Here is a 21366-nt window from a genome sequence, read left to right on the forward strand (position 1 = left end):
ACAGAAAGGTGCTAAAGGAGTGAGAACATGTACGGCAAGGTAAAAAAAATCCAAATGAAACAGTCTTCGGCTAATGAGAATCAGCTCATGGAGCTATATCCAGATTTAAACCGTTACTGCTGCTTTCTTTCAAAAAATGAATGGGATGGAAACGATTTGACTCAAGAAACCATGATGAAAGCAATCAAGCACTATGGTGAAGATGCACAAATCACTATGGCACTGCTCCATAAAATTGCTTATCACCACTGGATTGATATGCTGAGGAATAGACAAAAAGAGCATGTATCCTTACTCCCGGAGGAAGGTACTGCCAAAGACAATCTTATCCTTGAAACAGTCGAAACTGTAGTTGAAAAATTGACTCCCAAACAGGCAATTATGTTTACCCTAAAGGAAGGATTTCAGTTTAAACTGACTGAGATTGCAGAACTGACTGGAATATCTGAAACAGCGGTAAAGAGTATTTTGCATCGAGCAAAAGAGCGGCTGAAAAAAGAAGAATCATTTGCCGAAACATACTGGAATGAAGACGATAGGGATGAATTTTCAATTCTACTGAAAAGATCTTTAACGCTTGAAAATCCATCGTTATTAATTGAAAGAGCAGCTGTTATCCATGAGCAGAAGAACAAAACATTTGGATTGCCTGCAAATCATCAGAAAAAAAGCTCACCATCCTTTTCCCTTTACATGGCGGCTTAGCCGTATAACGAAGCGGAGGAGTAACGATGACTACCATACCTTATGTTGTTGAACAAACAAGCAGAGGGGAACGTTCCTATGATATTTATTCACGCCTTTTGAAGGATCGTATTATTATGATTGGTGAAGAAATTACAGATGCTCTGGCCAACACGGTGGTTGCGCAATTGTTATTTTTAGCAGCAGAAGCCCCTGATAAGGATATTTCCATTTATATTAATTCACCAGGAGGATCGACCTCTGCTGGCTTTGCTATTTTTGATACCATGCAATATATACAGCCAGATGTTCGGACTACATGCACGGGGATGGCAGCATCCTTTGGAGCGATGCTTCTTTTAGCTGGAACAAAAGGAAAGCGATATGCTCTACCAAACAGCGAGATCATGATTCATCAGCCGCTTGGCGGTGCAAGAGGGCAGGCATCGGAAATTGAAATTTCAGCTCGGAGAATTCTGAAGCTTCGCGAGGACATAAATCTGATTATTTCAGAGCGGACAGGACAAAGCGTGGAGAAAGTGGCTCAGGATTCTGACAGGGATTATTTTATGAATGCACAAGAAGCGAAGGATTATGGGATTATTGACGAAATTTTGATCCCGAAAAAAAGATGAGTTAGGTTTTGAAATTTAAGAGTACTATGAAGCATAAACAAATATAAAAAGGATGTCCATGCGGTTCAAAAGGTCACGTGCAGGGGCATCCTTTTTGTTGTCATCTCTAAAGAAATAGTAGACAATTGGGACCTGATTTTTAGTGCCAATGTATGCTGCCGGAATTCGAAGCCCACTCACATATAAGGGTATTTGCATATGTTTTAGTGTAGGCATAAAATAGAAGGAGGTTACACAGATGATGCCATATCGAAGCCCTTATCATGCTCCAAGAAATGATAGCCGCTTTTTCTTTGCAGCACCATTCGTCGGCGGTTTACTTGGAGGGTTAGTAGGAAGTGCCATCCTTGCTCCTCGTCCATTCTACGGACCGCGCCCATATCCAGTTCCATATTATGGGCCACCGCCATACGGGCCAGGACCATACGGACCAGGACCTTACGGTTATCCGTATTAAAATAATCAGTTGTTAAGCTCTCCTCATTCAGAGGAGAGCTTTTTATCTTTTCCAGCAACTGCTCAGCTCCATCGTAATTTAAGAGCCAACTGACAGCAATTTGCGGCAGTATTGCTGTCAGCTGATGATTCAAATGTTAGGCGAAGTCCACTAGGTGTATATTCCACCTTTGGAATCAGGGGAATTCCTGTTGTTTTAATGAGGGATTGGACTTTCTCCATTTTAGATTCCTGAGCTGCTGACATAAGTTCAAAGGAAAAGGCTCTAGATTGTGCCATTTTACTAAGCAGTACACTCGCGCTTTGCATCATGACCTCAAGCTCCTTCGCTGAGTTCATAAACATCCCAGGATCAATGGACGGAAACTGTCTGTGCGGTCTAGTGAATGGAAGTGGATTTCTATGTACATAAGGAAGATATCTTACAGGAGGATAGGGGGTTCTAGTTGGGTAATAAAAATAATAATAATTCATGCTGACATCCCCTTTCATGTTCAATTTTAAAAATACCAATTACACTATATGCTTCTGATTTGTAAAATATGTTAAATTACCAAACGAAAACAGCTAACTTAAATTAAAAAGGCAGAATGATGACTTTATAAGAGCATTTTTAAGGGGAACTTGCTAAAATAAAGAAAACTATTTGGGCATAGGTTTGGACTTAATTAAACTTCCATTATTTTGAGGCATTTAATAAAAGGGGCGGACGCGATGGAGCTGGAAGTCATATTAGATATGATTGAAAATAATGGATACATAGGACTCTTTATTTGGCTTTGGGTTGGCGTATTTGTCTTTCCAGTTCCCAACGAAGTGATTACGATGACTGTAGGTTTGGCAAGTTCATTGGGAGTTCTTCACCCTGCTGGAGCGTTTGCAGCCGTTTATGGGGGAATAGTAGCTGCGCTTACAACAGCATATACACTAGGGAGGGTAATTGGCAGACCGCTGCTTTCATATTTTGAAAAGAGAGAACGCTTTTCAAAGCCTATACAAAAGTCAATGAAAATAATGGATCAGTATCATGCACTCTCGTTATCAATCAGCTATTTTATACCGGGAGTCAGAAACTTTCTTCCCTTTCTCTATGGCTTCAGCAAATTGCCATATAAGACATTTGCTTTGTTTGCCTATAGCGGCGCTTTATTATGGTTATCCATAGTCTTTCCGCTTGGACTGCTATTTGGGGACCATATTGAAACCATTGTTGCTCATGAACAGGAGATTTTGATCTTATTGGGCATTATTCTATTGTTTTTTGTTTCATTTAAACTAATAAGAAGGAAAAGAATAAAAAAGAGAGAAAAGATGACTTAGATGCAAAAGATAACAGTGTAATGGGGGAAATAGAATGACAAGTTTAAAAAACACTTTAATGGAATCATTAGGCATTAAAATTACCTTGCTAGAAAAAGGACATGTCACTGCAACCATGCCTGTAGACGAAAGAACAAGGCAGCCTTTTGGTCTGCTTCATGGAGGTGCTTCCGTCGCGCTGGCCGAAACGGCTGCAAGTGTGGGAGCATTCGAATTGATTGATCAGGAAACAGAAGCGGCTGTTGGTCTAGAGATTAATGCTAATCATATTAGAGGTGTAAAAGAAGGCATAGTTACTGCGAATGCAACAATCCTCCATCAAGGTAAAAGCACAATGGTATGGGATATAAAGATAACAGATGAACATAGTAATTTGATTTGTGTGTCCAGATGCACTATGGCTGTAATGAAAAGAAAGTAAACAAAAAACCTCCAGAAAACTTCTGGAGGTTTTTTATGTAATCAGCGGTTTCCTTTTTCAGCAAGCTTTTTCTTCTTTTCGGAAACTTCTTTATAGTCATCTCTCACGCTTTGATCCCATAGCTTTACACCAGAATTATAGGCAGCACGCCCAATTAAATGTCCAGCTACCGGCGAGGTTAAAAAGATAAACACAATCCCAAGGATAATTCGGGGGTTAAAGTATCCGTCTATAAAATAAAAGTAAAGCAAGGCACCGATCAGAATACACATAACACCAAGTGTTGCTGACTTAGAGGCAGCATGGTTTCTTGTGTAGACATCAGGCAGTCTAATAACTCCAAAGGCGGCAACCAGACTTAAAAAAGCACCAATTAATAGAAATACAACAATTAAAATATTAGCGATCTCGATCATGTTCAATAATGACCCCCTTCTCCAAGTATTTAGAGAAGGCAACAGTGCCGATAAATGCCAGAATTCCAAGAAGTAAAATTACTTCAAGAAATGCATTTGTATCTAAGCCAATTGAAATAAGTGCAATCAAGGCGACTAAATTAATTCCAATTGCATCTAGAGCAATAACACGATCGGGAGTTGATGGGCCTTTAATAACTCGATAAGTGAGCGCTAATATGGCCACTGCAATACAGATGATAGAAATCATCACAACCGTATGAATCATTATTTGCTCACCTCCAGAATGGCTTTTTCAAAGGTGTTCTTAATTGAATCAATTGCTTCGTTGGCGTCCTCTATGTCCATTGCATGAACATATAAGATTTTTTTGTCATCTGATACATCAATAACCAATGTTCCAGGAGTTAATGTAATTAGATTTGCAAGTGTCGTGATTTCCCAATCTCTTTCCAGAACAGTCGGAAGTGCAAAAATGCCGGGCTTCATGTCCAATTTTGGTTTTAAGACGGATTTTACAACTGCTACATTTGATAAGACGAGCTCTTTCAAAAATAGCAGGATTAGACTGATAATCGCAAACACTCTTAGCAAATAGAACCGAGATGGAAAAAAACGCCTAAAAGCAAAGATAATGAGCAGACCAAAAAAGTAACCTTTCAAAAACGCTATAGGTTCATAGCTTGCGGTTAAGAACATCCAAGTAAAGCCGAGAAACATGTTTAATAATATTTGAAATGCCATGCTCATCACTCCTTTAGAACAGCGTCAATATAAAGATCAGGGTTCACTAGTATATTGGCGGCCTGTGAAATGTATGGGAAAACAAAATCTGCACCAACTCCATAAACAACAGCTAAAATGACTAAGATCACTGGTGCTGCCATCAGCTGGCGCACAGGAGCTTTTTCCTCACCTTTGTATGTAAGAGGTTTTCCCCAAAATCCGTTAATAAAAATCTTCATGACTGAGAATAAGACGAACAAGCTAGACATTAGGATAATAGCGCCAGTCCAATAATGTTCAGCGTCAAATACTCCTTTTATCAGAAGCAGTTTCCCGACAAATCCGCTTAGCGGCGGAATGCCTGCTAATGCCAGGGAAGCAATGAAGAATGTCCAGGCAAGTCCGGGATAATTTTTAATTAAACCGCTTATTTGCTTAAGATTACTTGTTCCTGTAATAGCAATCATAATCCCAACCAGCAGGAAGAGAGCAGCCTTGACGATCATGTCATGAATAATGTAAAAGACAGAACCAGCTAATGCATCTTCATTCATGGAGGCAACGCCAGCAAGTATAACCCCTACTGCTGTAATAATATTGTAAATGATAATCTTCTTTATATCCCAATAAGCAATAGCTCCAATGACTCCGAAGATGATTGAGAGTACTGCCATCACACCTAAAAGGGCCTGAATTGTCCCGCCTTCATGATAAAATAAAAGTGAGTATGTTCTGGTGATGGAATAAACTCCAACCTTTGTCAGCAATGCCCCGAAAATAGCCATTACCGGAGCTGGAGGTGCATAGTAGGAACCTGGAAGCCAGAAAAATAACGGAAACACGGCTCCTTTTAAGCCAAAGACAATCATAAATAAAACACCAATTACCGTTATGATCCCAAGCTGACCATCTGCACTAATGGAAGCGATCCGTTCAGATAAGTGTGCCATGTTTAAGGTGCCGGTCACAGAATACAAGTAACCTACCGCAATGACAAATAGAGCAGAAGAGATCACATTCACTAAGAGATATTTGATTGATTCGCGCAGCTGAATCTTTGTGCCTCCCAGAACAATTAACACATAAGAAGACATCAGCATTACTTCAAAAAATACAAAGAGGTTGAAAATATCCCCTGTAGTAAATGCTCCATTGACCCCTACAATCAAAAAGCTCATCGAAGCATAATAGTTAAACTTTTCACGCTCTTGTCCAATCCCTCGAAAAGAGAAGATGATACATGCAAAAGAGATGATGCTCGTCGTAAGGACAAGCAAAGCAGATAACATATCTGAAACGAGTGTGATGCCGAATGGAGCATCCCAGTTTGATAAATTAAGTGTTTGAATGCCTTCTGTATGTACTTTATGAGCGAGCATTGCTGCAATGATCACTGTTACAAATGCTGAAATACTTGCAACCCACCTTTGCAGCATAACATGTTTATTGATAAACATGAGAAGGACCCCAGTAATAAGCGGAATCAGAATCGGCAGTAATAAAAAGTTAATCATTTCCTTCAGTTCCTCTCAGTTTCTCCATATTATCTGTACCAAGCTCCTTGTATGCGCGGTAAGCTAGCACAAGGAAAAAGGCAGTTACACCAAAACTAATAACGATTGCTGTTAGAATAAGTGCCTGCGGAAGGGGATCTGTATAAGAAGGGGCTTCTTCGCCAAGAAGCGGTGCAGCTCCTTTTTTAAGACCTCCCATTGTTAATAATAAAAGGTGAGCGCCGTGACTTAAAAGTCCAGTACCGATGATAATTCGCAGCAAGCTTTTTGAGAGTATTAAATATGTAGCACACATAAATAAAATCCCGATAACAAAAGCCATTAGTATTTCCATTATTCATCTCCTCCAATCGTTTGAATAATGGTCATAGTTACACCTACTACTACCAGAAATACACCTAAATCAAATATAGTAGCCGTATGCAGGGCCATCTCACCTAAAATAGGCAGATGAACATCACCAAAAGCATGAGTTAAAAATGGAACATTAAACAATAAAGCGCCAGCGGCTGTTCCGATTGCGAACAAAAGCCCAACCGCTGTCATGGTCATATAATTAATCGGCAGGATCTTAGCGACTGTTTTCATGTCAAAGGCAAGCAGCAGCAGGATAATGGCTCCTGCTGTAAGCAATCCGCCGACAAAACCGCCTCCTGGTGTATAGTGACCGGCAAAAAAGATATAGATCGAGAAAAGGACGATAATAAACAGCACGATTTTGGTTGCTGTCTGAAGGATAAGATCATTCGTTTTCATGCTATTTCGCCCCTTTCATTCTAAGTTTAATCATGGCATAGATTCCAATAGATGCGATGGCAAGCACCACAATTTCAAATAACGTATCAAATCCGCGGAAGTCAACAAGAATAACGTTTACCATGTTTTTTCCAGCCGCTTCGGTATAAGTGTTTTCCACATAATATTGTGAAATGGATTCAAACAGTTTTGTACTATGTGCTGATAGTGCAATCAGTGTTACAACTGCACCCACACCAATAGAGATGACTAAATTGGTTGCTTTAAAAGCCATTCGTTCTTCATTCCGTTTCTTTGGCAAGTGGTAAAAACATAGAAGGAACAAGGAAACGGATATCGTTTCGATAACCAATTGTGTCAACGCCAAGTCCGGTGCCCGGAAGTTAACGAAAAATAATGCAACCGTATAACCAACTGTACCAAGCAAAATTACGGATGTCAGTCTTGATTTAACAAATAAAATAGCCACGGATGCAATCACAATGACGGCAACCAGCAATACTTCGTAATAACGTACATCTGCTGCATGTTCGAGATCGATCTTAAAGGCATTTTGTGAGAACAATACAGACGATAAAATGGCGATAAAAAATGCAAAAATATAAATAAGATAGCTTCGGATTGAACCATTCATATACATTTTTGTCATTTTTAAAGAGCCGTTTTGTGCAAATAGCAGCCCATGATCATATGCCTTATTTAAGGCAAGTTTCTCAGGGAACAGACCATAGATCTTCCTCCACTTTGCTAAAGAGAGGTAAAGCAATGTTCCTAATACGATAACGCCTATGGTCATCCATAACTCCAGATTAAAGCCATGCCAGAAAGAGATATGAACTTCGAATAAGAATTCAGGCATAATCGCTGATAGTGCAGGTTCAATAATATTGACTGATAAAATATTTGGGAAAAACCCAATGATAATCACTAAAGAAGCAAGGATGATTGGTGAAATTAACATGCCAATCGGTGCTTCGTGAGGCTTTTTCTCCAGTTTTTCAGGCTGAAGTTTGCCTGTGAACGTTTTGAAAACAAGGATCATGCTGTAAATAAATGTGAATACACTAGCAATCCAAGCAATGACAGGGAACAGAATACCCCATGTATCTAATTGGAATACATTGAAATCTATAATATGTGTCATCGCAGTAAAGAACATTTCCTTACTTAGGAATCCATTAAATGGCGGAAGACCGGCCATAGAAAATGAGCCAATAATCGCTAATGTGAATGTTATAGGCATCAGCTGCATTAAACCGCCAAGTCTCCGTATATCACGTGTTCCTGTTTCATGATCGACAATCCCGACAACCATAAACAAACTTCCTTTGAAGGTTGCATGATTGATTAAATGGAAGACTGCAGCAGTAGTGGCAATTGTATGGTATTTGTCATCAATGCCATCAAAATGCAGCGCAGCAGCACCTATTCCCAGCAATGACATGATCATACCAAGCTGGCTGATCGTTGAAAACGCAAGGATCGCCTTTAGATCTGTTTGTTTCACAGCAGAAAAAGATCCCCAGAACAAGGTAACGATTCCAAAACCAGCGATTAGCCATAGCCAAAGCGCATGGTCAGCAAATACAGGGCTCATTCTTGCAACGAGGTAGATACCTGCTTTTACCATTGTGGCTGAATGGAGATATGCACTGACAGGTGTTGGTGCCTCCATTGCGTCTGGCAGCCAGATGTGAAATGGGAATTGAGCTGATTTTGTAAAGGCGCCAAGCAAAATACAAAGCAAGGCAGGAACAAACAATGGATGTGTAAAGATTACATCTGATTGTGCAATAATTTCAGTTATGCTAAAAGTACCAGTCATTATGTATAAGAGGATAATGCCTCCAAACATGGAAAGACCGCCAAAAACGGTGATCAGCATCGATTTTTGGGCACCATAGCGAGACTTTTCACGATCATACCAATATCCAATTAGCAGAAAAGAAGAAAAGCTTGTTAATTCCCAAAAAGCGTACAGGACAATTAAGTTATCAGATAGGACAACCCCAAGCATAGCCCCCATAAATAAAAGCAAATACACATAAAATGTATTTAACTTTTCTTTATCCTTTGATAAATAATAAATGGAGTAAAGAATGACTAAGGTGCCAATACCCGTAATTAGCAGGGCAAAAAGCAAGCCAAGTCCATCAATTTTTGCAGTAAACTCAATCCCTAATGCTTCAATCCATGTAAACGATTCAATGATCGGCTGTGAAGTTGAAGTGGCTGAAACAAAAGAGACAAAATAAACAAACAATACAAGCGGCAATGGAAGGATAAACCAACCTGTATGAACCTTCCTGAAAAGCTTGTACAGAATAGGTACGAGCACCGCCAGAAGGAATGGTGAAATAATAGCCAAATGAAGCAGAGACAAAACAAGACCTCCTTTATTTTTCTAAGAATGTAATGATGGGCGAGCTGTTAAAGCAGCCTTTTTTATTTTTCTAAAGATTTTTGAAGTATGGGGCATATGAAAACGGCAGTCCCTCTTCTTTTAGAATGGATATAAGTATGTATTTCCGGGGGTGTCTGTACATAGTATCCACACCTTATGTACAAAGTTATGTTTATTTATTTACCCAAAAAATAAAAAATACGACCTTATACCTTTCCAAAAAGCATATCAAACCAAATTATAACCTAAAATTATATTGCATGCATGCTCAAAAACCTTTATATACGTGGGTTTCTGACTTTCTTATTAAATATGTAGAAACACGGAAAAAAATATAAAAAATATTTTGAAATAATCTCCTTTGAATAAAAATCCGCTCTTATTCCCACACTTATAAATAGGTGGTGTTATGGATGAGAGCAAAAATTATTGCTGCAGTATCCATTTTTGTCGTACTGTTTTCTGGAGCATGGCTCGTTAACGAAACTGGAAAACGAGAATTTTATATTCCTGGTGAAGCTGACGAAATTGTTGAAATGATGCCAGTGGAATCAGTCGAGAATATCATGCAGGCTCCTTTGGAGAAACAAAAGATTGAAGCCTTTCAATCAAGGGAATATGTGCGAATCAAAAAAGCTTCTTAAAAAGAACGAGAGCGATCTCGTTCTTTTTGTACTTTAAAAACTAAAAATTAGCTGCACAGGAGCTATTAGTTGTATCTTAGGGTATGCTGATCCGTTAACTTTCAATTAACGAAAAATTGCGTTTTTCAGCAGTAAATGGAATTCTCTCATGATATAATGGAAGAAAGTAGCCGGGGCAGGTGATTCAGATGGAAGTTAGGCAGCATTTATTTATTGATTTTGAATTTACGATGCCTGATAAAGGCAAACAATACAAAGGATTTTATCCGGAAATCATTGAAGTGGGTGTCGTATCAGTTATCAATAATCAAATCTTCGAAGAATTCTCCTCTTATGTAACACCAATCCAATATCCGAAATTATCGAAACGGTGTAAATCCTTTCTAAACATCTCGCAGCAGCAGGTTGATGATGGGATTGCTTTTTCAGAACTTGTTCATAAGCTAAAGAAAATGACGGGAGAACATTCATATACAATTGTAACCTGGGGAAATACTGATATGAGGGTTCTGCGTTCTAACTGTGAAAAGGCAGGGCTGTATTTTCCTTTTTCAGGAAAAGAGGTAGACCTGTCAATGGAATATAAGCGTTTTTTTGGTGACAAAAATCAGACTGGTTTATGGAAGGCTGTTCAAGAATACGGCAAAGATGGTGTTGGTTCGCATCATCGTGCATTGGATGATGCTTTAACAACCTATAAGATTTTTAAGCTTGTCGAAAAGGACAAACAATATTTACAAAAACATGAGCCTACTACAATTGGAGATCGAGTAGATTTGGCGAAGCTCTTTAATAAATTTGCCTAGTTGAAAAAGAACTGTCAGGGACTTATACAATAAGGGGTAAAATGTAAAAAAACTGCCGCAGACAGTGCAGCAGTTTTAATCTTTAAAGTAAGAACTCTCTAATATACGGATATTATCCAGGCTTTTTTGTGCCCATTCATTATCCGTTTTCAAAAGGTCTTCTTTCATGTGTTCCAAAACATCTTTAAGTGAATCTGTATACGAAGGGATTTCGCCCTCATACGCTCGAACCATTTGTTTCGGGATATTGGTTTGCTCTCGATATGATAATGCTTTTCTCTCATGAAATATCATCACATCTGTTTGTTTAGGGTTATGTAAATCTCCCTGCATGGGGTGTTTGGCCACAGCTAACACACGCATCACATAATGCATGGGGCGGATGTCTGTAATCTCCCCAATATATTTACCTGTTTTATAAATTCCTGTCACCTTGTCGCCGATTTGAAATTCTGCCATTGTTTTATACCCTCCTCTTATTACTATTATGGTTTGTCTAAAGTGCAAAATCAAATTATAATTTCCATATACATAACGAATGGAGGATAAATGATGAAAATACGATTATTGGCAGTATTGACTATTCTGCTGCTGGTATTGACAGCTTGCGGAACAAATACGGAGGATTCGGCTGAACCCTCTGAATCCAATGGAACTGACTCCTCTGAGCCCAATGGAACTGAATCTGTTCAATCGAGTTTGCCTCAGCTGAGTGAAGAAATCAGCGATAATGAAAAACTCGTAGAGATGACAACTTCATTAGGAGTCATCAAAATGAAGCTATTTCCTGAGCAGGCTCCAAAAGCAGTTGAAAACTTTATTGCACATAGTAAGGATGGTTATTATGAAGGAATCATATTTCACCGTGTTATACAAGATTTTATGATTCAAACTGGAGATCCACAAGGAACGGGAATGGGCGGCGAAAGTATTTTTGGAGAACCATTTGAAGATGAGTTTTCCAGCGACCTTTTTCATTTTAGAGGGGCTTTAGCTATGGCCAACTCTGGTGCCAATACAAATGGCAGTCAATTCTTTATAGTTCAAAATAAAACCCTTGATCCGAACCTCACTAAACAAATGCAGGATGCAGAATATCCTGATGAAGCAGTGACAGCCTACGAAGCAGGAGGAACACCATGGCTGGATGGTAAGCACACTGTATTTGGACAAGTTATAGAAGGCATGGAGGTAGTAGATGAAATTGCGGCTGCCGAAGCGGAAAATGATAAACCGCTTGAAGATATTGTGATCGAAAAGATAACCGTTTTTGAATAGTGCTCTAGATCCCAAACGACTGTTCAAATGCGCATAGTTCCCTTTCACTCTAGACAGCTTTTTTTTGAGAAATCTGTTATAATTAGGCATTGACCATGACAGTTGCAGAAAGGATGGATGTTAATGGCTCAATGGTTCATATTTTCTTTATTTTTGTATTTTCCAGAAGATAAGACAGAATATATACCTGCAGCAATTTGGTGCATTATTTTCCTCATAGCCGCTGCGTTAACAATGAAATTTATTATACATGTTTCAAAGCGTGAAGGCGAAAAAACAAAAGAATTAGAAGAGCGTATAAATCGCCAGATGGCAAGTCAGCAAAAAGAGAACAGTTAAAACTGTTCTCTTTTTTGTGTTATTAGGAGGTCTGCAGTTCCTGTATTTCAATCTTATAACACCGATGCTGGTGACGGATATTCAGCATGCAAATAGGAAATAATATAGCATGTCCTTTTCACAAATGGTTAATAGTTTAGCTTATATGGAAAACAAAGTGCTTGGAGGTATTCTACAGTGAAAAAACTAGTTGCGGCATTGGCTGTCTTACTTTTAGCAGGATGCGGCGAAGAAAACATAACAAACGTAGATGTTGAAATGCATAACGCGGTAGGAGATTCGCTGGGGACGATTAAGCTTGGGCAGCAAGCACAAGGTGTTAAACTGGAGCTTGATTTAGAAGGCTTGCCTCCAGGAGAGCATGCTTTGCATATTCATGAGAAAGGTGAATGTGAAGCGCCTGACTTTAAGTCCGCAGGAAACCATTTTAATCCGGATGATAAAGAGCATGGTTTGCTTCATCCAAAAGGAGCTCACGCGGGTGATCTACCGAATATTATTGTAGAAGATGATGGGAAAGTAAAGGCAGAATTAATGGCGCCGCAAGTATCATTAAAAGAGGATAAAACCTCCCTTTTTACAAAAGACGGAACAGCGATTGTCATCGATGAGGGAATAGATGATGGAATGACCCAGCCTTCTGGAGATTCAGGAGAAAGAATTGCCTGTGGCAGAATATCAAAGGATAAAGATGAAAAAAGTACGAAAAACGCACAAGATGATACAGGAGAAGAAGAGTAATGAACAATAAACCCAAGAGGCCATTAGTCCTTCTTGGGTTTACTTTAGGTAAAGGTCAATCATTAAGAAAGATTAGAGAAGGCGTGTTTAACTCGATTTAATCCGTCCAGCAAGACCGTTTGAGAGCATGCAAAATTTAAACGTACAAATCCTTCTCCGCCAGATCCGTATTTATTGCCAGGTTCAAGAGCTACCTTGCCTTTCTTTAGCAGGCGCTCCTGTATTTCATCATCTGACCATTGAAGTTTACGGCAATCAAGCCATAACAAATAAGTTCCTTCCGGCTCTATTGCTTTTATATCAGGAAGGTTTTCCTCAATAAATTGAATGGATATTCTTCGATTTTCTTCTAGGTAATGCAGCAATTCATTTAGCCATGTATCTCCATAGCGATAGGCTGCTTCCATACCTGTTAATCCAAAAGTTGATAATGTGAAGAACCCTTGTTTTGCTTGAACATCACTAAACAGTTTACGCAGCTGTTCATTTTCAATTAATACGGCTGAGGCCTGCAGACCTGCTAAATTAAATGTTTTTGTCGGTGCAATACAAGTGATGGTTATTTCTTTAAAACGCTGGTCCAATGAAGCAATCGGAAGATGTTGATGTGGAGTATAAACTAAATCTGCGTGAATTTCGTCTGAAAGAATATAACAATTATATTGGCAGCATAAATCGCCAATCTTTTTTAGCTCATCTTTTGTCCACACACGGCCGCCGGGATTATGAGGGTTACATAAAAGAAATAGTTTTACCCCCTCTTTAAGTCTCTCTTCAAAATCAACAAAATCAATCTCATATTGATCATCTTTTAATATCAGAGGTGAATTGACAACTACTCTTTCATTTCCTTCAATCATGCTGAAAAATGGTGTGTATACGGGAGATTGCAGCATAACTTTATCGCCTTTTTCGGTAAACGCCAGAATAGCTGCAGCAATGGAAGGGACAACACCAAGACTAAATAATACCGCATTTTTTGATATTTCCCAGTTATGGCGCTTTTTTTGCCACTCAGTAATCGCATTAGTGGTTGAGGCTGATGCATATGTATATCCATAGATTTTATGCTGAATTCTCTTTTCAAGTGCCTCTATAACTTCATTAGGGGGCATAAATTCCATGTCAGCCACCCACATTGGCAAAACTTCATCTGAACCAAATAGATCTTTTCTTAATCCCCATTTAACCGAATTCGTCTGCTCGCGATTAATTGGTGTGTGAAAATCATAATTTGTCATTTTAGCACCGCCCTTTTTAGATTTGCACTTTTCTCTTTCTATGATAAGATATGAAGACTAAAAATGAAAATAAAAGGTGAGCAGATTGCAAAGTCAAGAAATGAATCTAAGGCTTGTTGATACGTTAAACAGCTGGGATCCCTTTCAGATCGGGGCTGGCAGCTATGATACTGAAATTGCGGATATCCTGCAGGCTGTACATGATCTGAACGATGCTGAGCAGCTTTCAAGAAAAATACAAGCAATCTTTGAGTTTTCTTTTGAAGAAGTGCTTCCTCTCAAGCATTGTTATACAATGGCTGTACAATTGCTTTCTATTAAAAATGATGGTTCATGCAGCATATAAAAATACGGCACGCCTGCTGGCAAGCCGTATTTTTTTTATTGTATCAGCTATGAGGTTTCGCAACTCTTTTACACACTCACAGCAGATAAAAAACCTTTCATTTCTGCTACAATTTCTTCTGGCCTCTCTTCAGGAACGAGGTGGCCTGTCTCTTTTAAGATGATCAATTTTGAATTAGGCAAATTTTTGTGCAGTCTCTTTCCTTTTGAAAGAGGAACTACACGGTCATGCTCACCCCAAATAAGCAGGCATGGTGTATGAATTCGTCTTATATCCTCTTCCGTTAAATCACCTTCCCGATGACGAATCATTCGTGTTAATCCTTGGAAAATGGAGTTATTAAGGAAAGGGGACATATATCCTTTTCTCATATCTTCATCAATCATTGCCTGATTATAAACGACATTCTTTAAGTTTTTCTCCAGTCCAGATTTCGCAAGATGTCGTTTAACATATAGATGAAAAAAAGGAATATAGCTTGTATAGACTAAAGATTGATGTGATTTGGGCAGATAAGCAGAACTGCACAGGAGCAGTGCACTGCTTGCTGCTGCAGGCCTCTGCAGAAGCATATTCATGACAATTTGTCCGCCCATAGAGTGTCCGGCCAATATCATATTTGAAATCTGCAGGCGATCAGTAAGTTCAAATATAGAACTTGCCATGTTTTGATAAGAATAAAGAAATCGTTTCGACTTTCCGCTCTTTCCGAAAGGAGGAATATCGACTGCTAGAATATTATATTCTTCCTGCAAATGTGGAATAAGCTTGCGAAAACTGAATGCTGAGGAGAGGAAGCCATGCAGCATAATAATCGTTGGACCTGCTGATGGATGCTTAAAATATTCATAATAAAACTCATTGCCGTTTATATTTTCAATGCCAGAATAGAACTTACTTTTCACAGTGCTCCTCCTTTTACATGTCAAAGTTTACTATAGTTTATTTTGCCGTTATACCAAACTTTTACACATAAAAAAAGAAAAAATCCCCTTTTTATCAGGGGGAAATCTGAACAAAAAAAAGGACAATCCAAAATTAGATTGTCACTTCAAAAAGGGGGGAATACTAGAAAGCTTATAAAACTATCATGTCCAATTCTGTATGCCTTTATACTTCTTTATTGAGATTCATATTTAACTTCATAGAGCATTTGCATCACTCGAAGGAAATCTTCTTCCCGAAATTCCTTCGCTTTTCGGAGGATTAGCTTAGCCTTTTTTAGTCCGATCTCCTGAACCAGCTGTTCAATTTCTTTGTCAATGCCATTATGTTCTGTATGAAGTTCCTGCTCCAGCAGCTCTGATGCGGGAATGTCCAATACTGTAGAGATTTTTAAAACGGTATTGGTATCCGGTACTTGTTCACCTTTTTCATACTTTTCGATTGTTGCAGTGCCAACTCGGATCTTCATGGCTAATTCAGATTGTGTTAACTTTGCTCTTTGCCGTGCAAGCTTTAGATTTTCACTTAAATAAGACAATGTTCCCACCTCTTTTTTAATCTAATATCTTTATTTTAACACGCATTAGTGTGATTAAATCCAGTGCGCTTGTAAAATTTGTGTCCGTTTGCATTAGAACATATTCTTTGCTTATTTTTGTAATGTGTATCACCTTATGTTATAATTATTTATTGCGAATAATTAACGTATAAATTTAATCAATTAGGAGTGTTTTCATGTCAGAGAAAGTTGAAGTTGGAAGTGTAATTACAGGGAAAGTAACAGGTATTCAGCCATATGGAGCATTTGTGGCTTTAGATGAAAATACACAAGGTCTTGTGCATATTTCAGAGGTTACACACGGATTTGTAAAAGATATCAATGAACATTTAAAAGTTGGTGATGAGGTAAACGTAAAAGTTTTATCTATCGACGAGCAAGCTGGAAAAATTGGTCTTTCTATTCGTGCAACAGAAGAAGCACCTGCACAAGCGGAAAGTAAACCAAAGAAACCACGCAAGCGCCAAGCTGCACCAATTAAATTTGAAGATGAATCAGCTCAAGGGTTTAATACTTTGAAAGATAAACTTCAAGAGTGGATTGACCAGTCTGAACGTGATGATCTAATTAAAAAGTAATATAGAGTAAAGTCAGGCGGATGCCTGGCTTTTTTGATTGTTTAAAATGAAGTAGATTTTTTGGTGACTAAGTTAATAGCCGTACAGCTCATTTAAAAGATTTTTCTTTTCTTTTTCAAAAAAATTCGCTCTATTTAGTTTTAAGGCGGGACAATTAACGTTAAAATAGAAAGTAGAATTTTGAATGGGAGGAATGAGCTTGAGTAAAGAGACGATGAAATCAAAAACACTTATTGAACAAACTGAAAAATACGGTGCACATAATTATCATCCTCTTCCGATTGTCATAGCAAAAGCAGAAGGTGTATGGGTAGAGGATCCAGAAGGAAATAAATATATGGATATGTTAAGCGCTTACTCTGCTGTCAACCAAGGGCATCGGCATCCAAAGATCATTCAAGCCCTGAAAGAGCAGGCAGACCGGGTTACACTTACTTCAAGAGCATTTCACAATGACCAGCTTGGCCCTTGGTATGAAATGATTTGCGAATTAACTGGCATGGATATGGCTTTACCGATGAATACGGGGGCGGAAGCGGTCGAGACAGCCGTGAAAGCTGCACGTCGCTGGGCATATGATGTCAAAGGTGTGGCAGAAAACCAAGCTGAAATAATTGCCTGTGTCGGGAATTTTCATGGACGTACAATGACAGCGGTTTCTCTTTCCTCAGAAGAGGAGTATAAGCGAGGATTTGGACCAATGCTGCCAGGGATTAAATTAGTTCCATATGGTGATCTCGATGCGTTACAGGAAGCTATAACAGAAAACACTGCAGCTTTTTTAATCGAACCCATTCAAGGTGAAGCGGGGATCATTATCCCTACAGAAGGCTTTATGAAAAAAGCATACGATCTTTGTAAGGAAAAGAATGTTTTATTCATTGCCGATGAGATTCAGGCAGGTTTAGCCAGAACAGGTAAAATGCTTGCATGTGAGTGGGAAGATATTAAACCGGATATGTATATTCTGGGGAAAGCATTGGGGGGCGGAGTATTCCCAATCTCTTGTGTAACCGCAGGCAAAGAAGTTCTGGGAGTGTTTAATCCAGGATCACATGGCTCCACTTTTGGAGGAAATCCGATGGCATGTGCAGTGTCCATAGCTTCCATTGATGTTCTGAAAAATGAAAAGCTTGCAGAACGTTCTCTTGAGCTTGGCGAGTACTTTATGCAAAACCTAAAAGAAATAAATAACCCAATCATTAAAGAAGTAAGAGGACGCGGTTTGTTTATTGGTGTTGAGTTAACCGAAGCAGCTCGCCCGTTTTGCGAAGAGCTGAAACAAGAAGGATTGCTTTGTAAAGAAACACATGATACAGTCATCCGTTTCGCTCCGCCGCTCATTATCAGTAAAGAAGATTTGGATTGGGCGATTGCAAAGGTGAAAAAGGTCCTTTCATAATAAAAATCCTTGCCGGAAATGGCAAGGATTTTTATTTTTATTATCTATTGTTTGAATCTGTAACAGGAGCTCTTTCTACTTCTTCACTTGGTTTAAAGAGCAATCCTAAATTGATTAATCCAGCAATACCAACTAATCCATAGATGATTCTGGAAAGAGCAGCATTTTGTCCTCCGAAAATGGCAGCCACAAGGTCAAATTGAAAGAAACCGATTAGTCCCCAGTTGATGGCACCAATAATGGTAAGAACTAGTGCAATACGTTGAATTGTACTCATGATGTAACCTCCTTATAGGTTTTACATTCTGTAGTTTTTGCTCCATATACGATATTATGCAATCAAATTAAAATAAAAAGAGATCATAGTTTTTGCATTAACAACTCAGTTTGCATGATAATAAACAATAGAGGAGTTGATATTAATGGATCAATTTACATTTTGGAATCCAACTAAATTAATATTTGGAAAAGGGGAGCTTCAACAGCTAAAAACAGAAGTTCCGCAATATGGAAAAAGAGTTTTAGTGGTATATGGCGGCGGGAGCATCAAACGCAATGGCCTGTACGATCAAGTCATGAACCTTTTGAATGAATTGGAATGCAGTGTTTTTGAATTATCTGGTGTTGAACCTAATCCCCGTATTTCTACCGTCCGCAAGGGTGTAGAGATATGCAAGCAGGAAAATATTGATTTATTGCTTGCAGTAGGCGGAGGAAGTGTAATCGACTGCACAAAACTAATTGCTGCAGGTGCCAAGTATGAAGGAGATGCTTGGGATCTAGTTATTAAAAAGGCTTTCGCTCAAGACGCATTGCCATTTGGTACGGTTTTGACATTAGCGGCAACTGGCTCGGAAATGAATGCGGGTTCTGTTATTACCAACTGGGAAACAAATGAAAAATATGGATGGGGCAGTCCAGCTGTATTTCCGAAGTTTTCAATTCTAGATCCAGTTCATACATACAGTGTTCCAAAGGATCAAACCATCTATGGAATCGTTGATATGATGTCACATGTACTCGAGCACTATTTCCACTTAACAGAGCACACAGAGTTTCAGGATCGTATGTGTGAATCATTATTATTAACGGTCATGGAAACAGCACCAAAGCTGCTTCAGGATTTATCAAATTACGAGCATCGAGCGACCATTTTATACTGCGGAACAATGGCATTAAATGGAATGCTATCCATGGGCTACCGCGGCGACTGGGCTACTCATAATATTGAGCATGCTGTTTCAGCTGTTCATGATATACCGCATGGCGGCGGTCTTGCTATCCTTTTCCCTAATTGGATGAAGCATAATTTACATGTAAAGCCAGAACGCTTTAAAAAGCTGGCTGTTCGTGTATTTGGCGTAGATCCAGAAGGGAAATCTGATGAAGAGGCAGCGCTTGAGGGAATTGGAAAACTAAGAGATTTCTGGAACAGCATTGGAGCACCTGCGACGTTAGCTGATTACAATATCGATGAATCAAGCATTGAAGTGATGGCTGATAAAGCGGTTATCAATGGAGAATTCGGCAACTTTGCAAAACTGAATAAAGAGGACGTTATGGCTATTTATAGGGCTTCTTTATAAATGGAAACCTGGAGCTGACAAGCTCCAGGCTTTCTCATTTTTTAAAAACTTTATTCATAAATGCAAATAGCACCTTAAGTTTGAAAATATGTAAAAATGATTACGTTTTCACGATGGGTTGTTTCTTGATTATATTTAAGCATTTCGATAAAGTGATATTGAGTACGGATAATATAAATACTTAGGAGGTTTCGCTATGACACATATCCAATTTGATTATTCAAAAGCACTCAGCTTTTTTGGAGAGCACGAACTTACATACTTACAGGATGCGGTAAAGGTTGCCCACCATTCTTTACACGAAAAAACTGGAGCAGGAAACGACTATCTAGGCTGGATTGATCTGCCCGTAGATTATGATAAAGAAGAATTTGCACGTATCCAAAAATCTGCAGAAAAAATCAAAAGTGATTCTGATGTTTTAATCGTCATCGGAATCGGCGGTTCATATCTTGGTGCGCGTGCTGCGATTGAAATGCTTCAGCACAGTTTTTATAATGCACTTTCTGCTGAACAAAGAAAAACACCGCAAATCATCTTTGCCGGGAACAACATCAGTTCTTCTTATATGAAAGACCTTATGGACCTTCTTGATGGGAAGGATTTCTCGGTTAATGTTATTTCTAAATCCGGTACAACAACTGAACCTGCAATTGCTTTCCGTATCTTCCGCAAAATGCTAGAAGAGAAATACGGAAAAGAAGGTGCGCGTGAACGAATCTATGCTACGACTGACAAGGCAAGAGGGGCACTTAAAACACTAGCTGCTGAAGAAGGATATGAATCATTTATTATTCCTGATGATGTAGGCGGAAGATATTCTGTTCTTACGGCTGTTGGTCTTCTTCCAATTGCAGCTGCAGGCGTTAATATCGAAGAAATGATGAAAGGTGCAGCTGAGGCGCGCGGAGATTTTGGCACATCTGAATTAGGGGAGAATGCAGCTTACCAATATGCGGCTGTCCGTAATGTTCTCTATAATAAAGGAAAAACAATTGAAATGCTTATCAACTACGAGCCAGGGCTTCAATACTTCTCTGAGTGGTGGAAGCAGCTATTTGGTGAGAGTGAAGGAAAAGACCAAAAAGGAATTTTCCCGGCTTCTGCAAACTTCTCAACAGATCTTCACTCACTTGGACAATATGTTCAAGAAGGAAGAAGAGATTTGTTTGAAACTATTATTAAAGTGGACGAGCCACGTCATGAGCTGACTATTGAGGAAGCTGAATCCGACCTTGATGGCTTAAACTACTTAGCTGGAAAATCAGTTGATTTTGTCAACGACAAGGCTTTCCAGGGGACACTTCTTGCTCATACTGACGGCGGAGTGCCAAACCTAATTGTAACCATTCCTAAAATGGATGCTTATACATTCGGATATCTTGCTTACTTCTTCGAAAAAGCATGTGCGATGAGCGGATATTTACTTGGTGTCAATCCGTTCGATCAGCCTGGTGTTGAAGCATATAAGGTGAATATGTTTGCACTGCTTGGAAAACCTGGCTTTGAAGAGAAAAAAGCTGAACTTGAAAAAAGACTGTAATAAAAATTCTGAGGAAGCGTCTAAGC

The 21366-nt window shown here is 39.0% G+C and carries 28 protein-coding genes; 15 read left to right on the top strand and 13 right to left on the bottom strand.

Annotated elements, in window-relative coordinates; genetic code table 11:
- The first annotated feature begins 27 nt into the window (after positions 1 to 27).
- From F7732_RS12890 to F7732_RS12900, 3 genes are all read left to right on the top strand, one after another.
- Positions 28 to 705: a sigma-70 family RNA polymerase sigma factor gene (locus tag F7732_RS12890; RefSeq protein WP_151574428.1), complete on the top strand. Its 678-nt coding sequence runs from the start codon at positions 28 to 30 to the stop codon at positions 703 to 705.
- A 26-nt stretch (positions 706 to 731) separates the two neighbouring features.
- Positions 732 to 1319: an ATP-dependent Clp endopeptidase proteolytic subunit ClpP gene (gene clpP / locus F7732_RS12895; RefSeq protein WP_151574430.1), complete on the top strand. Its 588-nt coding sequence runs from the start codon at positions 732 to 734 to the stop codon at positions 1317 to 1319.
- A gap of 238 nt (positions 1320 to 1557) precedes the next feature.
- Positions 1558 to 1776, top strand: coding sequence for a hypothetical protein (locus F7732_RS12900; RefSeq protein WP_420837690.1), 219 nt, complete (start codon positions 1558 to 1560; stop codon positions 1774 to 1776).
- A 62-nt stretch (positions 1777 to 1838) separates the two neighbouring features.
- Here the strand turns inward: F7732_RS12900 and F7732_RS12905 are convergent, their stop codons facing one another.
- The gene (locus F7732_RS12905) at positions 1839 to 2249 is read right to left on the bottom strand and encodes a YuzC family spore coat inner layer protein (protein ID WP_151574432.1); all 411 of its coding nucleotides are present in this window, start codon (positions 2247 to 2249) and stop codon (positions 1839 to 1841) included.
- A gap of 240 nt (positions 2250 to 2489) precedes the next feature.
- Between F7732_RS12905 and F7732_RS12910 the strand changes: the two genes are divergently transcribed.
- Both F7732_RS12910 and F7732_RS12915 read left to right on the top strand, forming a co-directional pair.
- Complete coding sequence (locus tag F7732_RS12910; RefSeq protein WP_151574434.1) at positions 2490 to 3095, top strand: DedA family protein; 606 nt, start codon at positions 2490 to 2492, stop codon at positions 3093 to 3095.
- A gap of 34 nt (positions 3096 to 3129) precedes the next feature.
- Positions 3130 to 3516 (top strand): PaaI family thioesterase, encoded by a 387-nt coding sequence (locus F7732_RS12915; protein WP_151574435.1) that lies wholly within the window; start codon positions 3130 to 3132, stop codon positions 3514 to 3516.
- A 41-nt stretch (positions 3517 to 3557) separates the two neighbouring features.
- Here the strand turns inward: F7732_RS12915 and mnhG are convergent, their stop codons facing one another.
- From mnhG to F7732_RS12950, 7 genes are read right to left on the bottom strand one after another with little or no spacing between them, the layout of a single operon-like run.
- On the bottom strand, positions 3558 to 3932 hold the full coding sequence (gene mnhG / locus F7732_RS12920) for a monovalent cation/H(+) antiporter subunit G (RefSeq protein WP_151574513.1): 375 nt from the start codon (positions 3930 to 3932) through the stop codon (positions 3558 to 3560).
- Positions 3916 to 4200: a Na(+)/H(+) antiporter subunit F1 gene (locus F7732_RS12925; RefSeq protein WP_151574436.1), complete on the bottom strand. Its 285-nt coding sequence runs from the start codon at positions 4198 to 4200 to the stop codon at positions 3916 to 3918. Before F7732_RS12925 ends, mnhG begins: the two co-directional genes overlap by 17 nt.
- A complete protein-coding gene (locus F7732_RS12930; protein ID WP_066442826.1) occupies positions 4200 to 4676 on the bottom strand; it encodes a Na+/H+ antiporter subunit E in 477 nt (158 codons plus the stop codon). Before F7732_RS12930 ends, F7732_RS12925 begins: the two co-directional genes overlap by 1 nt.
- A 5-nt stretch (positions 4677 to 4681) precedes the next feature.
- Complete coding sequence (locus F7732_RS12935; RefSeq protein WP_151574438.1) at positions 4682 to 6172, bottom strand: Na+/H+ antiporter subunit D; 1491 nt, start codon at positions 6170 to 6172, stop codon at positions 4682 to 4684.
- Positions 6165 to 6506 carry a Na(+)/H(+) antiporter subunit C gene (locus F7732_RS12940; protein WP_066442828.1) on the bottom strand — a complete coding sequence of 114 codons (342 nt, stop codon included), beginning with the start codon at positions 6504 to 6506 and terminating at the stop codon, positions 6165 to 6167. Before F7732_RS12940 ends, F7732_RS12935 begins: the two co-directional genes overlap by 8 nt.
- Positions 6506 to 6928, bottom strand: coding sequence for a Na(+)/H(+) antiporter subunit B (locus F7732_RS12945; protein ID WP_066442829.1), 423 nt, complete (start codon positions 6926 to 6928; stop codon positions 6506 to 6508). Before F7732_RS12945 ends, F7732_RS12940 begins: the two co-directional genes overlap by 1 nt.
- A gap of 1 nt (position 6929) precedes the next feature.
- The gene (locus tag F7732_RS12950) at positions 6930 to 9311 is read right to left on the bottom strand and encodes a Na+/H+ antiporter subunit A (protein WP_151574440.1); all 2382 of its coding nucleotides are present in this window, start codon (positions 9309 to 9311) and stop codon (positions 6930 to 6932) included.
- Positions 9312 to 9745: 434 nt separating this feature from the next.
- Here F7732_RS12950 and F7732_RS12955 point away from each other — a divergent pair, with 434 nt between their 5' ends.
- On the top strand, positions 9746 to 9976 hold the full coding sequence (locus F7732_RS12955) for a hypothetical protein (RefSeq protein ID WP_080844275.1): 231 nt from the start codon (positions 9746 to 9748) through the stop codon (positions 9974 to 9976).
- Between the two features lie 188 nt (positions 9977 to 10164).
- Positions 10165 to 10782, top strand: a complete 618-nt coding sequence (kapD, locus tag F7732_RS12960) for a 3'-5' exonuclease KapD (protein ID WP_151574442.1) — start codon at positions 10165 to 10167, stop codon at positions 10780 to 10782.
- 75 nt (positions 10783 to 10857) lie between these two features.
- Here the strand turns inward: kapD and kapB are convergent, their stop codons facing one another.
- Positions 10858 to 11241 (bottom strand): kinase-associated lipoprotein KapB, encoded by a 384-nt coding sequence (kapB, locus tag F7732_RS12965; protein WP_151574444.1) that lies wholly within the window; start codon positions 11239 to 11241, stop codon positions 10858 to 10860.
- Positions 11242 to 11331: 90 nt separating this feature from the next.
- Here kapB and F7732_RS12970 point away from each other — a divergent pair, with 90 nt between their 5' ends.
- From F7732_RS12970 to F7732_RS12980, 3 genes are all read left to right on the top strand, one after another.
- A complete protein-coding gene (locus F7732_RS12970) occupies positions 11332 to 12060 on the top strand; it encodes a peptidylprolyl isomerase (protein WP_151574446.1) in 729 nt (242 codons plus the stop codon).
- A gap of 123 nt (positions 12061 to 12183) precedes the next feature.
- Complete coding sequence (locus tag F7732_RS12975) at positions 12184 to 12399, top strand: hypothetical protein (protein WP_066442835.1); 216 nt, start codon at positions 12184 to 12186, stop codon at positions 12397 to 12399.
- A gap of 177 nt (positions 12400 to 12576) precedes the next feature.
- The gene (locus F7732_RS12980; protein WP_240056614.1) at positions 12577 to 13140 is read left to right on the top strand and encodes a superoxide dismutase family protein; all 564 of its coding nucleotides are present in this window, start codon (positions 12577 to 12579) and stop codon (positions 13138 to 13140) included.
- Between the two features lie 62 nt (positions 13141 to 13202).
- On the opposite strand, the gene F7732_RS12985 is transcribed toward F7732_RS12980, so the two are convergent.
- On the bottom strand, positions 13203 to 14381 hold the full coding sequence (locus tag F7732_RS12985) for a MalY/PatB family protein (RefSeq protein ID WP_151574448.1): 1179 nt from the start codon (positions 14379 to 14381) through the stop codon (positions 13203 to 13205).
- Positions 14382 to 14457: 76 nt separating this feature from the next.
- Here F7732_RS12985 and F7732_RS12990 point away from each other — a divergent pair, with 76 nt between their 5' ends.
- Positions 14458 to 14727 (top strand): DUF1871 family protein, encoded by a 270-nt coding sequence (locus tag F7732_RS12990; RefSeq protein WP_338024097.1) that lies wholly within the window; start codon positions 14458 to 14460, stop codon positions 14725 to 14727.
- A gap of 68 nt (positions 14728 to 14795) precedes the next feature.
- Here the strand turns inward: F7732_RS12990 and F7732_RS12995 are convergent, their stop codons facing one another.
- Together F7732_RS12995 and F7732_RS13000 are read right to left on the bottom strand one after the other, a co-directional pair.
- Positions 14796 to 15632 (bottom strand): alpha/beta fold hydrolase, encoded by an 837-nt coding sequence (locus F7732_RS12995; protein ID WP_151574450.1) that lies wholly within the window; start codon positions 15630 to 15632, stop codon positions 14796 to 14798.
- A 215-nt stretch (positions 15633 to 15847) separates the two neighbouring features.
- A complete protein-coding gene (locus F7732_RS13000) occupies positions 15848 to 16210 on the bottom strand; it encodes a helix-turn-helix domain-containing protein (protein WP_151574451.1) in 363 nt (120 codons plus the stop codon).
- Positions 16211 to 16407: 197 nt separating this feature from the next.
- Here F7732_RS13000 and yugI point away from each other — a divergent pair, with 197 nt between their 5' ends.
- Positions 16408 to 16809 (top strand): S1 domain-containing post-transcriptional regulator GSP13, encoded by a 402-nt coding sequence (yugI, locus tag F7732_RS13005; protein ID WP_066442841.1) that lies wholly within the window; start codon positions 16408 to 16410, stop codon positions 16807 to 16809.
- 214 nt (positions 16810 to 17023) lie between these two features.
- A complete protein-coding gene (locus F7732_RS13010; protein WP_151574515.1) occupies positions 17024 to 18211 on the top strand; it encodes an ornithine--oxo-acid transaminase in 1188 nt (395 codons plus the stop codon).
- A gap of 40 nt (positions 18212 to 18251) precedes the next feature.
- Here the strand turns inward: F7732_RS13010 and F7732_RS13015 are convergent, their stop codons facing one another.
- Positions 18252 to 18488 (bottom strand): DUF378 domain-containing protein, encoded by a 237-nt coding sequence (locus tag F7732_RS13015; RefSeq protein ID WP_151574452.1) that lies wholly within the window; start codon positions 18486 to 18488, stop codon positions 18252 to 18254.
- A 145-nt stretch (positions 18489 to 18633) separates the two neighbouring features.
- Here F7732_RS13015 and F7732_RS13020 point away from each other — a divergent pair, with 145 nt between their 5' ends.
- Positions 18634 to 19797 (top strand): iron-containing alcohol dehydrogenase, encoded by a 1164-nt coding sequence (locus F7732_RS13020; RefSeq protein WP_151574453.1) that lies wholly within the window; start codon positions 18634 to 18636, stop codon positions 19795 to 19797.
- A 196-nt stretch (positions 19798 to 19993) separates the two neighbouring features.
- Entirely contained in the window at positions 19994 to 21340 is a 1347-nt protein-coding gene (locus tag F7732_RS13025) for a glucose-6-phosphate isomerase (protein WP_151574454.1), read from the top strand.
- Positions 21341 to 21366 lie beyond the last annotated feature (26 nt).

The sequence above is a fragment of the Bacillus mesophilum genome, assembly GCF_008923265.1.
In the GTDB taxonomy this organism is placed as follows: Bacteria; Bacillota; Bacilli; order Bacillales; family Cytobacillaceae; genus Cytobacillus; species Cytobacillus mesophilum.

Coding starts and splice junctions, on each gene's coding strand:
- F7732_RS12890 (WP_151574428.1), top strand. CDS start 28: ATGTACGGCAAGGTAAAAAAAATCCAAATGAAACAGTCTTCGGCTAAT.
- clpP (WP_151574430.1), top strand. CDS start 732: ATGACTACCATACCTTATGTTGTTGAACAAACAAGCAGAGGGGAACGT.
- F7732_RS12900 (WP_420837690.1), top strand. CDS start 1,558: ATGATGCCATATCGAAGCCCTTATCATGCTCCAAGAAATGATAGCCGC.
- F7732_RS12905 (WP_151574432.1), bottom strand. CDS start 2,249: ATGAATTATTATTATTTTTATTACCCAACTAGAACCCCCTATCCTCCT.
- F7732_RS12910 (WP_151574434.1), top strand. CDS start 2,490: ATGGAGCTGGAAGTCATATTAGATATGATTGAAAATAATGGATACATA.
- F7732_RS12915 (WP_151574435.1), top strand. CDS start 3,130: ATGACAAGTTTAAAAAACACTTTAATGGAATCATTAGGCATTAAAATT.
- mnhG (WP_151574513.1), bottom strand. CDS start 3,932: ATGATCGAGATCGCTAATATTTTAATTGTTGTATTTCTATTAATTGGT.
- F7732_RS12925 (WP_151574436.1), bottom strand. CDS start 4,200: ATGATTCATACGGTTGTGATGATTTCTATCATCTGTATTGCAGTGGCC.
- F7732_RS12930 (WP_066442826.1), bottom strand. CDS start 4,676: ATGGCATTTCAAATATTATTAAACATGTTTCTCGGCTTTACTTGGATG.
- F7732_RS12935 (WP_151574438.1), bottom strand. CDS start 6,172: ATGATTAACTTTTTATTACTGCCGATTCTGATTCCGCTTATTACTGGG.
- F7732_RS12940 (WP_066442828.1), bottom strand. CDS start 6,506: ATGGAAATACTAATGGCTTTTGTTATCGGGATTTTATTTATGTGTGCT.
- F7732_RS12945 (WP_066442829.1), bottom strand. CDS start 6,928: ATGAAAACGAATGATCTTATCCTTCAGACAGCAACCAAAATCGTGCTG.
- F7732_RS12955 (WP_080844275.1), top strand. CDS start 9,746: ATGAGAGCAAAAATTATTGCTGCAGTATCCATTTTTGTCGTACTGTTT.
- kapD (WP_151574442.1), top strand. CDS start 10,165: ATGGAAGTTAGGCAGCATTTATTTATTGATTTTGAATTTACGATGCCT.
- kapB (WP_151574444.1), bottom strand. CDS start 11,241: ATGGCAGAATTTCAAATCGGCGACAAGGTGACAGGAATTTATAAAACA.
- F7732_RS12970 (WP_151574446.1), top strand. CDS start 11,332: ATGATGAAAATACGATTATTGGCAGTATTGACTATTCTGCTGCTGGTA.
- F7732_RS12975 (WP_066442835.1), top strand. CDS start 12,184: ATGGCTCAATGGTTCATATTTTCTTTATTTTTGTATTTTCCAGAAGAT.
- F7732_RS12985 (WP_151574448.1), bottom strand. CDS start 14,381: ATGACAAATTATGATTTTCACACACCAATTAATCGCGAGCAGACGAAT.
- yugI (WP_066442841.1), top strand. CDS start 16,408: ATGTCAGAGAAAGTTGAAGTTGGAAGTGTAATTACAGGGAAAGTAACA.
- F7732_RS13010 (WP_151574515.1), top strand. CDS start 17,024: ATGAAATCAAAAACACTTATTGAACAAACTGAAAAATACGGTGCACAT.
- F7732_RS13015 (WP_151574452.1), bottom strand. CDS start 18,488: ATGAGTACAATTCAACGTATTGCACTAGTTCTTACCATTATTGGTGCC.
- F7732_RS13020 (WP_151574453.1), top strand. CDS start 18,634: ATGGATCAATTTACATTTTGGAATCCAACTAAATTAATATTTGGAAAA.
- F7732_RS13025 (WP_151574454.1), top strand. CDS start 19,994: ATGACACATATCCAATTTGATTATTCAAAAGCACTCAGCTTTTTTGGA.